The organism is Megamonas sp. (genome assembly GCF_986095205.1).
The window spans coordinates 46338-60584 of sequence record NZ_CFQVBI010000018.1; the positions used below are offsets into that span (position 1 = coordinate 46338).

Consider the following 14247-nt stretch of genomic DNA (forward strand, 5'->3'; position numbering starts at 1 on the left):
AAAAGACCTTGATAATACATAAATTATATTATCAAGGTCTTTATTTTTATGCATCTCGTTTATTTAATCTTTTTCCTTCTTCAAGTAAAGGTTTTAAAAATTGCCCTGTGTATGAAGCTTTCACTTTCGTTATATCTTCTGGTGTTCCTTTAGCTACAATAGTACCACCGCGATTGCCACCTTCAGGACCTAAATCAATCAAATAATCTGCTGTTTTAATCACATCAAGATTATGTTCAATGACAACTACAGTATCTCCACCATCAACTAATCGCTGTAATACATCTAAAAGTTGATGAATATCTGCTGTATGCAGTCCTGTTGTCGGTTCATCTAAAATATAAAGAGTTTTGCCTGTACTTCTTCTAGCTAATTCAGAAGCTAATTTTACACGCTGTGCTTCACCGCCAGATAATGTCGTCGCTGGCTGTCCCAATTGAATATAACCAAGTCCTACATCTTGTAATACTTTCATATAGCGATAAATTTTAGGTATATTTTCAAAAAATACACAGCCTTCATCAACTGTCATATTGAGTACATCAGATATTGTTTTTCCTTTATATTTTACTTCTAAAGTTTCACGATTATATCTCGCTCCCTTACAAACTTCACATGGAACATATACATCTGGTAAAAAGTGCATTTCGATTTTTATAATGCCATCACCATGACAAGCTTCACAACGTCCACCTTTGACGTTGAAACTAAAACGACCAGGTTTATATCCTCTTATCTTCGCTTCATTAGTTTGACTGAATAATTCACGAATGCTATCAAATACACCTGTATATGTCGCAGGATTAGAGCGAGGTGTTCTACCTATTGGCGATTGGTCAATATTGATGATTTTGTCTATATTTTCAATGCCTTTTATCTCTTTATGTTTACCTGGTTTTCCTTTTATTGTATATAATTTACTTGCTAAACCTTTATACAATATTTCATTTACCAAAGTAGATTTTCCAGAACCAGAAACACCTGTTACTACAGTAAATACACCTAATGGAAATTTTACATTTATATTTTTTAAATTATTTTCTTTAGCGCCGACAACTTCGATAAAATTGCCATTGCCTTTTCTTCGCTCTTTTGGTACTGGTATATATTTTCTACGACTTAAATATTGCCCTGTTATTGAATTTAAATTTTGCTTGATTTCTTCAACAGTTCCTTGAGCTACTACTTCACCGCCACCAGCTCCTGCTTTTGGCCCTATATCAATAATACAATCTGCTGCATACATAGTATCTTCATCATGTTCTACCACAATCAAAGTATTTCCTAAATCACGAAGATGTTTTAATGTAGCTAATAATCTATTATTATCTCTTTGATGAAGTCCTATACTAGGTTCATCTAAAATATATAATACACCGACTAAACCTGAACCAATCTGTGTAGCTAAGCGAATACGCTGAGCTTCCCCACCAGATAAAGTGCCTGCTGCTCTAGATAATGTTAAATATTCTAACCCTACATCTAGTAAAAAGCCTAATCTAGCATGAAGTTCTTTCATGATCTGTTTAGCAATGATTTCTTCACGCTCAGTGAATTTTAGATTTTTGAAAAATTCACTAGCTTCAGCGATAGTCATATCTGTTACTTGTTTTATATTTTTATCGCCAATAGTGATGGACAATACTTCTGGTTTTAACCTTGCCCCTTTACATTTTGGACATGGTGTAGTGCTCATATATGCTTCATATGATTCTCGCATTATATCTGAATTAGTTTCTTTATAACGACGCTCAAGCATAGGCATTACACCTTCAAATGGTGAAAAATACTCTTTATATTCATCATACATATTCACATATGAATAATTAAATCTTTCTTCACCTGAACCATTTATCAAATACTCTTGAATGTTTTTATCGATTTCATTCCATGGAGTATTTAAAGTATAACCATATTTTTTTAATACAGCTTCAATCTGTACCATAGCATAAGAAGCTGGATTTTTAGATAATGGTGCAAATAAACCTTCTGCTGGGCTTAAATTTTTATTAGGCATTACTAAATCTATATCAAATTGTTGATGACTGCCAAGTCCACTACATTCAGGACAAGCCCCATATGGACTATTAAATGAAAACATACGCGGAGCAATCTCTGGCAGACTGATACCACAATCTATACAAGCAAAATTTTGACTAAACATCAATAATTCACCATCAACTACTTGTACATAGACAATTCCTTCACCTATATCTAAAGCAGTTTCAAGTGAATCTGCTAAACGTTGTTCAATGCCTTCACGCACAATCAAGCGGTCGATTACAACTTCAATCGTATGTTTTTTATTTTTTTCTAGATTGATTTCTTCATTAATATCTATAACTTCGCCATCAATGCGTACACGCACATAACCCTCTTTGCGAATTTGTTCCAATACTTTTTTATGTTCGCCTTTTTTCCCACGAATGATTTGTGCCATGATCAATAATTTACTGCGTTCTGGCAAACTCATGATATTATCTACCATTTGGTCTACTGTCTGCTGAGTGATAGGTTTACCACATTTTGGACAATGAGGTTTTCCCACTCTAGCAAATAATAAACGCAAATAATCGTAAATCTCGGTAACTGTTCCCACTGTAGAACGAGGATTATGACTTGTTGTCTTTTGGTCAATAGATATAGCTGGAGATAGTCCTTCTATATAATCGACATCTGGTTTATCCATCTGCCCCAAAAATTGTCTAGCATATGCAGATAAAGACTCTACATAACGACGTTGACCTTCGGCATATATCGTATCAAAAGCTAATGAAGATTTTCCACTGCCACTCAATCCTGTTACTACTACTAATTTATCACGAGGAATTTTTACATCTATATTTTTTAAATTATGAGCTCTTGCTCCTTTTACTGTTATAAAATCAGACAAAATATATCCTCCTTATTTATATTATTATCAAATTTAAAATCATTTATAAATCCTAGTTTTATACTATTAATTATATCATATTAATAATAATTATTAAATAAGAATTTATTTTTGATATTTGCAAACTTTTATTGATTAACGATAGCTTTATAAAATAAAAAAAGTGCAGAAAATAAATTTCTGCACTTTTATATTATTTTAATCTACATTTTAAATCACTTATTAATAAGCATAACCCTGAGCAAGCATAGCATCTGCTACTTTTAAGAAACCAGCAATGTTCGCACCTACTACGAGGTTACCTTCAAAGCCATATTCTTTTGCAGTTGTTGCTGCATTTTTATAGATATTTACCATGATTGCATGTAATTTTGCATCTACTTCTTCAAATGTCCAGCTTAAACGTTCGCTGTTCTGGCTCATTTCAAGACCGGAAGTAGCAACACCGCCAGCATTTGCAGCTTTTGCAGGAGCAAAGAGAACTTTATTATCTAAGAAATAGTTGATTGCATCAATAGTGGAAGGCATATTTGCACCTTCACCAACAACTTTACAGCCGTTAGCTACAAGAGCTTTTGCGGATTCAAGATCAATTTCATTTTGAGTTGCACAAGGAAGAGCAATATCGCATTTAACAGTCCAAATACCTTTGCATCCTTCATAATACTGTGCACCTTCAACAAGATTTGCATATTCTTTAATACGTTTGCGTTCAACTTCTTTAAGCTGTTTTACAACATCAAGTTTGATACCAGCTTCATCTACTACATAACCATTGGAATCGCTCATAGCAATAACTTTTGCCCCTAATTCCATAGCTTTTTCAGCAGCATAAATAGCAACGTTACCAGAACCAGATACTACAACTTCTTTACCAGCAAAAGATGTATTACTATCTTTTAACATTTCTTCAACGAAATAGCATAAACCATAACCAGTTGCTTCAGTTCTTACTAAAGAACCACCGAAGGATAAACCTTTACCAGTTAATACACCAGTGAATTCGTTGCGAAGACGTTTGTATTGACCAAATAAGTAACCAACTTCACGAGCACCAACGCCGATATCACCAGCAGGAACGTCAGTATCTGCACCGATATGTTTTGCAAGTTCAGTCATGAAGCTTTGGCAGAAACGCATGATTTCCATATCAGATTTACCTTTTGGATCGAAATCACTACCGCCTTTACCGCCACCCATAGGAAGAGTAGTCAAAGAATTTTTCAATACTTGTTCAAAACCTAAGAATTTAATTACAGAAGCGCATACGGAAGGATGTAAACGAAGACCACCTTTGTATGGTCCAATAGCAGAGTTAAATTGTACTCTATAGCCACGATTTACTTGTACGTTACCATTATCATCAACCCATGTTACACGGAAAGTAATCATACGTTCAGGCTCAACCATGCGTTCAATAATATTAGCTTTTTCATAAGCAGGATTTTTTTCAATTGCAGGTGTAATAGATTCTAAAACTTCATAAACTGCTTGTTGGAATTCTGCTTCGTTTGGATTTTTAGCTACTACTTTGTCGTAAACTTTCTGTAAATATGCGTTTTTTAAACTCATGATTAAACCACAACTCCTTGATAGAAATATCTTTATTCACAAATCATAAAAAAAAAAATAAAATAGGTATATAAATTTTACTTATATACCTTTTCTGTATTTAACGTAAATCATTATAGCACGTCATTTTTATTTTGCATAGATATTTTTTACAAATTTACAATTAAATACTGTATACAGTATTTCCAAACTCCATTATAGCAGGTATTTATCACGTATTTTGGCTCTTGTGTACAGTATGATATAATAGATAATAATTTAATTATTATACAGAAAAGATGTGTTATCATGAATAAATTACAAAATTATCTAAATGATTATGTACAAAAATTAGATGGAGATTGGTCTTATTTAATCTGCAATCTGAAAAATCCCCAAGAAACAATTGGCTTAAATGAAAATCACCTTCATAAATCAGCTAGTATGATTAAAGTTCTTATTTTAGCTACATTATGCGCTAGTGATTTAGATTTTAATGAAAAAATCTCTATTGATTATGTACCACATGTTGAAGGTGGTGGCGCATTACAAGAAATGGATAGCGATACAAAAGTCAGCATCAAAGCTCTTGCTAGTCTAATGATTGTCCTTAGTGATAATTTAGCTACAAATATTCTCATAAAAAAATTAGGTATGCATAATATTCAAGCTTATGCTGATAAATTAAATTTAAAAAAGACAAAAATTCAACGTTATATGATGGATTTTGAAGCAAGTAAGCAAGGTAGAGAAAATTATTTAACTGTAAATGATTACCATAAATTACTTTGTCATATCTATGATAATCGTCATTTAGCAAGATTTAATATCGCATGGCAAATCTTAGCTCGCCAACAATTTAGAGACCGCATTCCTTATTATTGGGATGAGGATATCATATTCCATCATAAAACAGGTATGCTTGATTTTGTCGAACATGATGGTGGTATTTTAGAAGCAGATTTTGGCACTTATAGTATTATTATTTTTGCTTCTAATTTAAAATCAAATGCTATCGGTGGTCGTGAAATGGGAAAACTAGGGCAATATATTTATAATTATCTAGCACAAAAATAAATTTGATTATTTAATTATTAAAGGACTGATTATATGTTTAAAATTATTTCACCTAAATTAATTTTAATTTCTATATTCATAGTATATAGTTTCCTCATCAGTGGTTGTAGTGATGAAGCTATGACTGATGATACTGTTCGCTATGCTTTAGAAAGCGAACCGTCTACTTTAGACCCTGCTAAAAGTACAGCTCTCGCTGAATCAAATGTAGAGCTCGCTTTATTTGAAGGTTTGACTCGTTTAGATGAACATGAACAACCTCAACCAGCAGCAGCTAAAAGTTGGGATATTTCCCCAGATGGCACAGAATACACATTCCATTTGCGTGATAATCTTCTCTGGAATGATGGTACACCTCTTACTGCTCATGATTTTGAATATGCATGGAAACGTGTACTTGACCCTCAAACAGCTTCTGAAAATGCTTATATGATGTATCCATTAAATAATGGTGAAGCCTTTTTCAAACAAGAAGTATCGGCTGACCAAGTAGGTGTAAAAGCTTTAGATGATAAAACTTTATATGTAAAATTAAAAGCACCTATCACATATTTTTTAAATTTAACTGCCTTTCATGCTTATTATCCCGTACCACGTCATATTGTTGAAAAAGACCCTGAAATCTGGGCAGCTAATGATAAAATTGTTTCTAATGGCCCTTTCATTTTAACTCATTGGATACATTCTAATCAATTACAATTTGTCAAAAATGATAAATATTGGGATAAAGATAAAGTTAAACTTGAAAATATGCAATGGCCTATCAGTGAATCTCAATCCACTCGTGTTTCTATGGTAGAAAGTGGTCAAGCTAATATCACTGTAGAACCGCCAATCTCTGAACAAGAACGCTTGACTAAAGAAGGCTTATTCAAAATGAGTCCTTATTTAGGTTCTTATTATTATAGTTTCAATACACAAAAAGCTCCATTTGATAATCCTCTAGTGCGTAAAGCTTTTTCTATGGCTGTAGATAGAGAAAAACTTGTCAACAATGTAATTAAAGGTGGCAAAGAACCAGCTTATGCTTGGGTTCCGCCAGGGCTTACTAATCCTATAACTAAACAAGATTTTCGCCGTGAAGGTGGCAATCTCGTAGAATACAATCCACAAAAAGCAAGAGAATTACTCAGTGAAGCCGGATATCCAAATGGCGAAGGTCTGCCTCCTATAACTATTTTATATAATACAAATGAAATGCATAAAGCTGTAGCTGAAGTAATCCAAGCTATGTGGAAAGAAAATTTAAACGTCAATGTAGAACTTTTAAATCAAGAATCAAAAGTGTATTTAGACGCTAGAAATACAGGAAATTTCCAAGTAGCTCGTGCTTCATGGATTGGAGATTATGCCGACCCTATGACTTTTATGGACGTATATCTTGATGAAAATAACGATGGTCAATATCACAATCCACTTTATAATGATTTAGTTCGTAAAGCTCAAAATACAAATAATCAAGAAATTCGCATGCAAGCAATGCATGAAGCTGAAAAAATCTTGATGGACGATGCTGTTGTATTACCGATTTATTACACTACTCAACCTTATATAGCTCAACCTTATGTAAAAAATTATCGCTGGTCAATATTAGGCACTATCGATTTTAAAGAAGCATATATCGAAAATTCCCATGAAAAAGCTTCCGAAAAATAAATCTTATAAGTAAAACCATTATATATTTAAATATAATGGTTTTTTCTTTTATATTTTCAATAAAGTCAAAACATTTAATTGACTCATACTTATTCAAATGCTATTCTAATAATTAGATTTATTAATAATATTTATGAATAAAGGAGGCTTCCTTTATGATGAAGACTCGCCACAAAGGCAAAATTCTTGGCATTGGTAGTTGTATTGGCATCATAGCGCCAGCTACTGCTTGTGCAGATTTTGATTATACTCCTGGCATTGAACTTTTACATCAATGGGGTTATAAAACAAAAATCTCCAAAACTTTAAAAACAAATGAAGGTTATCTCGCAGGTTCTGATAAATTGCGAGCAAGTGAACTCAATAAATTTTTTGCTGATGATGAAGTTGATGCTATCTTATGTTTTGGTGGTGGCTATGGTTGTACACGTATTCTTGATTTATTAGATTACGATTTAATCCGCAAACACCCAAAATTATTAATAGGTTTTAGCGATGTTACAGCTCTTCATACTGCTATTGGACAAAATAGCCGACTTGTTACTATTCATGGACCTATGCTCAAAACTTTATCACGAAAACCTACACAATATACGATTTCTTCTTTTTGTCGTGGTCTTCGCATGTCTGTTCCACTCGGTGCTTTTCCACTACCTAAAAAACATGATTTAGAATCATTTTATCCAGGTAGAGCATTTGGTAAGTTAATCGGTGGCAATCTAAGCGTTATCACTTCTCTTTGCGGTACTCCTTATGAATTAAAAGGGGAAAATAGTATTTTATTCTTAGAAGATATCGGTGAAGATGCTTATGCTATCGACCGCATGCTTCGTCAACTTTGGCAAAACGGTTTACTAAAAGACATCAAAGGTTTAATCTTCGGCAATTTTTCTCACTGCCAACCAAATAAACAAGAACCTTATGAATTTACTGTTAAAGAAGTTTTAGAGCAGTATGCTAATTTAACCAAAGTTCCTACTGTTTATAATTTCCCAGCAGGGCATGAACGCACAAATGCATTTTTGCCATTAGGTGTAAATGCTACTATTAATATTACTGAGGATAATATTAATTTCTTTATCAGTGAATCGCACTGCAAATTACGTTAATTCTATTAATTTCATCAATTAATTTTATTTTTAGAAAGATTTTATTTATGTACAAACAAGATTTAAAACAATTAGTCTGTCAAGAAATTGATAAACTCGAACCCGTCTTATCCAAACTTGCTGATTATCTTCATCAACATCCTGAAATCAGTATGCAAGAAATAAAAGCGGTAAATTATCTCAAAAAACTTTTAGAAGAATTTCAATTTATATTCACGCCTATTCTCAAAGACACATTTTCTACTGCTTTTATTGCTACTAAAGGAAATGGAGATAAAAAAATCGGCTTTTTAGCTGAATATGATGCCCTTCCTGATATTGGCCATGGCTGTGGTCATAATCTCATTTCTTTGATGAGTCTAGGGGCTGGATTAGCTTTCAATGCTGTAACAGATAAAATTGCTCAAACAGTAATCTTCGGCTGTCCTGCTGAAGAAACTATTGGTGCTAAATTAAACATTGCCGATAATGGTTATTTTAATGATTTACAAGCATGTTTAATCATTCACCCTGATGATAAAACAACTATCGGTGGCACATCATTTGCTACTCACCCTTTAGAAATAACATTTCTAGGCAAAGAAGCTCATGTAGCTGACCCTGTATATCACGGTATCAATGCTTTAGATGCACTTGTAGATTTTTATCAAGAATTTAAAAAGCTTAAGCAAAGCTTTACTAAACCTAATATCATTGGCACAATTATCACAGATGGTGGCATAGCTCCTAATATCATTCCAGCTAAAGCTACACTAAGAGCTACTATTCGCAGTCTTGATACAGATTATTTAGAAGAAGTCATGCTTCCACAAATAAAAAAATTAGCACAAAAAATAGCGCTAAAACATCAAACACAGTTAAAAATGTATCACTATGAGCCACTTTATAAAAACTTGCGCAGTGATAAACTATTAAATCAATATTATCAAGAAAATTTCTCTCTACTTGGCGAAAAATATACTCTACTTCCTAATGATTTTGCTGATGGCTCTACTGATGTAGGCAATGTCAGTCATGTTACTAGAACTTGTCAACCTACTATTTGCATTGGCAATAATTTATTTGTTCACACTTTAGAATTTGCTAATGCCAGTGGTTCTGAATATGCGAAAAAACAAGCATTAATCGGTGCTAAAGCTATGGCAATGACTGCTATTGATGTGCTATTTGAAAAATAATCATATTTTGAGGTCTTATTCATTATGAAAATCATAAAAATTCAAATCGGTAAAGTCAAAATTCCCTTAAAAAAACCTTTTATAACAGCCCTGCGCCGTGTTGACTTTGCCGAAGATATCATCATAAAAATAATCACTGATACAGGCAATATAGGTTTTGGCAATGCTCCGCCAACTGCTGTCATCACAGGAGATAGTCAAGCGTCTGTAGTCTCTGCCATTCATGATATCATTGCACCTAAATTAATTGGCTTAGATATTTGCGAATTAGAAACTATCTGCAATCAAATTGATAAAGCAATGCTTCATAATTCTTCTGCTAAAGCTGCTATAGATATTGCCATTTATGATTTATTCGCTCAAATGTGCAATTTGCCATTATATAAATTATTAGGTGGCTATCGTACAGATATAAAATCTGATTTAACAATTAGCTTACGCGAACCTGAAATCATGGCTCAAGATGCGCTTGAAGCCGTAAATAATGGTTATACTGACTTAAAAATCAAAGTTGGCAACGACTCAGCTTTAGATTTTAAACGCATTGTTGCTATTAGAAATGCTGTAGGCAATGAAATAAACATTCGCCTAGATGCTAATCAAGGTTGGAAACCTAAAGAAGCTGTTCGCCTAATTCGCCAATTTGAAGATAAAAATTTAAATATTGAACTCATTGAACAACCTGTAATCGCTCATGATACTGTAGGTCTAAAATTTGTAACAGATAATGTAGACACTCCTATCATGGCTGATGAATCAGCTTTTGGCACATATGAAGTATTTGAACTTCTCGCTAAAAGAGCTTGCGATTTAATCAATATCAAACTCATGAAAGCTGGCGGTATCCACAATGCTTTAAAAATCGCTGACATGGCAAAAATTTGTGGCGTTGAATGTATGATGGGCTGTATGCTTGAGTCCAAAGTAGGCATTACAGCATCTGCTAGTCTAGCTGGTGGTAAATCCATCATCACTAAAGCAGATTTAGATGCAGCTGATTTACTTGCCACAGACCCTATAGTTGGTGGTATATCCTATAAACAAAATCATATCATTTTAAATGAAAACAATGGTCTTGGCATAACAGATATCAAAGATTGGGAATTTATCACTGAAATAAAATAAAGGCTAGAAAATTCTAGCCTTTTTTTGTATCTTCATAAAAAATCTCAATTAATAATTAAATTTTAATTTAATCTTTGCTATAATAAAATTATTATGCATATAATAATTATCATTTAAGAGGTGTTTATATATGGCTAAAGAAAAAAAAGATAAAAAAGCATTAAAAAATGCTAAAAAAGATATTTGGAATAATTATTCCGCTTCTGAAAAAAAAGCATTAGAAAAACTTTGCTTAAACTATCGTCATTTTTTAAGTAAATGCAAAACAGAACGTGAATGTGTAAAAGAAATCATTTTCCAAGCTCAAAGAGCTGGTTATAGAGATTTAAAAGATATCATCACTAATAAAGAAACACTTCAAGCTGGTGATAAAGTTTATTCCGTATGTATGAATAAATCTGTTGTATTATTCAATATCGGTTCTGAACCTATGGAAAATGGTATGAATATTCTAGGTGCTCATATCGATAGTCCTCGCCTTGATATCAAACAAAATCCACTTTATGAAGATGGTGGACTTGCTTATATGGATACACATTATTATGGTGGTATCAAAAAATATCAATGGGTTACTGTTCCACTTGCTATCCATGGCGTTGTAGCCAAAAAAGATGGAACTATTGTTGATATCAATATCGGTGAAGATGATAATGACCCTGTATTTTGCGTAACAGATTTATTAATTCATTTAGCACAAGAACAAATGCAAAAAAATGCTGCTAAAGTCATTGAAGGTGAAAACCTCGATATCTTAGTTGGCTCTATTCCTCTTGATGGCGCTGAAAAAGATGCTGTAAAAGCAAATGTTTTAAAAATCGTTGGCAAAAAATACGGTATCGAAGAAGAAGATTTCCTCTCTGCTGAACTTGAAGTAGTTCCTGCTGGTCGCGCTAGAGAAGCTGGTTTTGACCGTAGTATGATCATCTCTTATGGTCAAGATGATAGAGTTTGCGCTTATACTTCTTTAGTAGCTATGCTTGAAACTAAAAATATGACTCGCACAGCTTGTTGTCTTCTCGTAGATAAAGAAGAAATCGGTTCTGTAGGTGCTACTGGTATGCAATCTCGCTTCTTTGAAAACGCTGTAGCTGAAGTTTTGAATTTACTCGGTCAATATAGCGATTTAACATTAAGACGTTGTCTTGCTAATTGCAAAATGTTATCTTCTGATGTAACTTCTGCATATGATGCTTTGTATAAAGGTTCTTTTGATATGAAAAATATCGCTTACCTTGGTCATGGCATGGCATTTAATAAATTCACAGGAGCTCGTGGAAAATCTGGCTCTAATGATGCTAATGCTGAATATCTCGGCAATATCCGTGCCATCATGGAAAAAAATAATGTAGCTATTCAATTTTCTGAACTTGGTCGTGTAGACTTAGGCGGTGGCGGAACAATCGCTTATATCATGGCTCTTTATGGTATGCAAGTAATAGATAGCGGTGTTGCTGTATTGAATATGCACTCCCCATGGGAAATCACTAGCAAAATCGATGTTTATGAAACTAAAAAAGGATATAGCGCTTTCTTAAAAGACGCTTAAAATAAAAATGCCTTCTAAAGCTAAAAACTTTAAGAAGGCATTTTTTATTATTTTTATACAACAGCTACTAAGGCATAAAACAACATAATATAATTTATACTCAAAGCATAAGGCAAAATTTTCTTGATAACTAAATTAGTATCCACATCTACATATTGCATCAAAGCTATATTTTGCACATCTAAAGGGTCCATCATTTTTCTCAAATTGTTCAACGATAATAATGCCATACCTAATACCATAGGGTTCATAGATGTTGAAGATATTATCACAGCACTTAGACCTGCCCCCATACCTTGCAAGTTGAAAGGCCCTTTGTATAAAACAAGTGGTGATAATATCGTGAAAAATAATAGACATTGCGTTGGCGATTTTGGCATTAAATGCAATAATAACGGTGCCATTAAATCTACAACTTCTGGAGTCTTCACAGCATGCATAAAAATTCCCACACTTGATAATAAAATAATAACTCTCGTAGATTTATAAATACTAACTTTCAATAATTCCAACATATCCATAAATGGCTGTTTGGAGCCCATAGCTAAAAAGCCATAAGATAAAGCTAAAATTAAACCTGTTTCAATATTTAATTTAAAACCAAAAACAGCTATAAACGGTATGAAAATAGTACATAGTCCCTGCCAATTTACTTTTATATTTTTCTGCTCATAATCTATGCTTTCAATATCTTTAACATATTTACTGTTCAAGAAAATATAAAAAACTAAAGCTATAACACCAACAACTGCCATGATATAATAAAAATCTTTTACTTTATCAATATTCCATGACAATAAATTAGCGTACAAAATATGATATCCAGGATTTAAACAACTACCTATCGCACTAGATAATAACAACAACACGACTGAACCTTGCTTATTAAATCCTATTTTTAACAAAATAGGCATAAATATAATCGCAATCAAAATTATCGAACTAAAATTTGTTATTATACTAGAAACGATTATTGTCAAAATAGCTACTACCCATAAGATACCTTTTAAATTATTTTGCAAATACTTTAAACATAAATGATTTATACTCTCATCTAATTTAAATTCTACAATAAATATTGCTAGCATCACACTTAAAATATAAATAAACATCGGCTCAGCTAAAGTCGTAGCTCCTTTTACAATAACATAATCAGCAATGCTATATTCACTGCCTGTTATGGGAGTGCCAGCTAATATCGCTGTAACTATACCAAAAGCTGGCAAAGCACGTACAAATTCTACTTTTTTTGTTATTATTAAACCTACTGTCAACAAAAATATTAAAAAAACTAAAATGGCTAATAATCCATAATCTTCCATGACACTATCACCCACTTTATATTTTATTTTTATTCATTAGCTTTATTTAGTTCATTTACTTTGGCAATAGTTTCTGGTGATACTACAATCTTGCAAGCACCAGCTTCCACTTCCATCAAATCGCCAGCTTGATACAATAAACCTATTGAACCATCATGACAAATAAAATAATTATGACTTACATATGGTATTCTTTTTGATAAATTAACACCATTATCCAAACCATCAACTGCATAAGCTTGGCTGTTATTCAAAGCATCTTGCAATTGTTCTAAATTGATATTTAGATATCTACTCATAGGTACACGTTCACCAGTATGTTTATCATATGTGATAGTATAACCTTCTAATTCCATACTATTAGAGAATTTCTTTTTCTTATTCACATAAAACATCAAAGAAATAATATTATCATCTTCATATTTTTCATAATAAGTCATATCAACTTTGCTATATACATGTTTTTCTATCTTTTCTTTTAAATCTTCAAGTTGTGCTTCAATATCTTCATTTATTTTGTCTTCAATTTTTTTATCCTCTATATCTACTACTGGATAAGCTAAACTATATGTTTGTTTTTTATCTCCCATATATTCACTAGACACTTGAGCTGTAGATATCGAGGGCAAAAAACTAAGTAACGTACAAATTATACATATTTTGATTATATTATTCATAAAAAAACCTCCATTAGCTATTAATATCCACAAATTATTATTAATTATATCATAAATATTTAAGACTATCACAAAATAAAAACAGAGTATAACTTTTCTTTCGATAAGCTATA

Annotated in this window: 10 protein-coding genes; 6 read left to right on the plus strand and 4 right to left on the minus strand. The window is 32.5% G+C overall.

The annotated features are described in order from the left end of the window. Positions 1-46: 46 nt before the first annotated feature. Together uvrA and gdhA are read right to left on the minus strand one after the other, a co-directional pair. Positions 47-2893 (minus strand): excinuclease ABC subunit UvrA, encoded by a 2847-nt coding sequence (gene uvrA, locus AC5LAX_RS03075; protein ID WP_075555331.1) that lies wholly within the window; start codon positions 2891-2893, stop codon positions 47-49. Between the two features lie 222 nt (positions 2894-3115). Next, complete coding sequence (gene gdhA / locus AC5LAX_RS03080; protein WP_288909337.1) at positions 3116-4465, minus strand: NADP-specific glutamate dehydrogenase; 1350 nt, start codon at positions 4463-4465, stop codon at positions 3116-3118. 288 nt (positions 4466-4753) lie between these two features. Here gdhA and AC5LAX_RS03085 point away from each other — a divergent pair, with 288 nt between their 5' ends. From AC5LAX_RS03085 to AC5LAX_RS03110, 6 genes are all read left to right on the plus strand, one after another. Beyond that, a complete protein-coding gene (locus AC5LAX_RS03085; protein WP_288909338.1) occupies positions 4754-5521 on the plus strand; it encodes a serine hydrolase in 768 nt (255 codons plus the stop codon). A 33-nt stretch (positions 5522-5554) separates the two neighbouring features. Beyond that, a complete protein-coding gene (locus tag AC5LAX_RS03090; RefSeq protein WP_288909339.1) occupies positions 5555-7177 on the plus strand; it encodes a peptide ABC transporter substrate-binding protein in 1623 nt (540 codons plus the stop codon). A gap of 155 nt (positions 7178-7332) precedes the next feature. Next, positions 7333-8286 (plus strand): S66 peptidase family protein, encoded by a 954-nt coding sequence (locus AC5LAX_RS03095; RefSeq protein WP_288909340.1) that lies wholly within the window; start codon positions 7333-7335, stop codon positions 8284-8286. 47 nt (positions 8287-8333) lie between these two features. Beyond that, a complete protein-coding gene (locus AC5LAX_RS03100) occupies positions 8334-9464 on the plus strand; it encodes an amidohydrolase (RefSeq protein WP_115151915.1) in 1131 nt (376 codons plus the stop codon). A 24-nt stretch (positions 9465-9488) separates the two neighbouring features. After that, positions 9489-10589 carry a dipeptide epimerase gene (locus AC5LAX_RS03105; protein ID WP_288909341.1) on the plus strand — a complete coding sequence of 367 codons (1101 nt, stop codon included), beginning with the start codon at positions 9489-9491 and terminating at the stop codon, positions 10587-10589. Between the two features lie 130 nt (positions 10590-10719). Beyond that, on the plus strand, positions 10720-12135 hold the full coding sequence (locus AC5LAX_RS03110) for an aminopeptidase (RefSeq protein ID WP_117584674.1): 1416 nt from the start codon (positions 10720-10722) through the stop codon (positions 12133-12135). Positions 12136-12188: 53 nt separating this feature from the next. Here the strand turns inward: AC5LAX_RS03110 and AC5LAX_RS03115 are convergent, their stop codons facing one another. Further along, a complete protein-coding gene (locus AC5LAX_RS03115; RefSeq protein WP_115151919.1) occupies positions 12189-13457 on the minus strand; it encodes a hypothetical protein in 1269 nt (422 codons plus the stop codon). 29 nt (positions 13458-13486) lie between these two features. Continuing rightward, positions 13487-14134, minus strand: a complete 648-nt coding sequence (locus AC5LAX_RS03120) for a hypothetical protein (RefSeq protein WP_018998668.1) — start codon at positions 14132-14134, stop codon at positions 13487-13489. Between the last annotated feature and the right edge of the window lie 113 nt (positions 14135-14247).

Coding starts and splice junctions, on each gene's coding strand:
- gdhA (WP_288909337.1), bottom strand. CDS start 4,465: ATGAGTTTAAAAAACGCATATTTACAGAAAGTTTACGACAAAGTAGTA.
- AC5LAX_RS03085 (WP_288909338.1), top strand. CDS start 4,754: ATGAATAAATTACAAAATTATCTAAATGATTATGTACAAAAATTAGAT.
- AC5LAX_RS03090 (WP_288909339.1), top strand. CDS start 5,555: ATGTTTAAAATTATTTCACCTAAATTAATTTTAATTTCTATATTCATA.
- AC5LAX_RS03095 (WP_288909340.1), top strand. CDS start 7,333: ATGATGAAGACTCGCCACAAAGGCAAAATTCTTGGCATTGGTAGTTGT.
- AC5LAX_RS03100 (WP_115151915.1), top strand. CDS start 8,334: ATGTACAAACAAGATTTAAAACAATTAGTCTGTCAAGAAATTGATAAA.
- AC5LAX_RS03105 (WP_288909341.1), top strand. CDS start 9,489: ATGAAAATCATAAAAATTCAAATCGGTAAAGTCAAAATTCCCTTAAAA.
- AC5LAX_RS03110 (WP_117584674.1), top strand. CDS start 10,720: ATGGCTAAAGAAAAAAAAGATAAAAAAGCATTAAAAAATGCTAAAAAA.
- AC5LAX_RS03115 (WP_115151919.1), bottom strand. CDS start 13,457: ATGGAAGATTATGGATTATTAGCCATTTTAGTTTTTTTAATATTTTTG.
- AC5LAX_RS03120 (WP_018998668.1), bottom strand. CDS start 14,134: ATGAATAATATAATCAAAATATGTATAATTTGTACGTTACTTAGTTTT.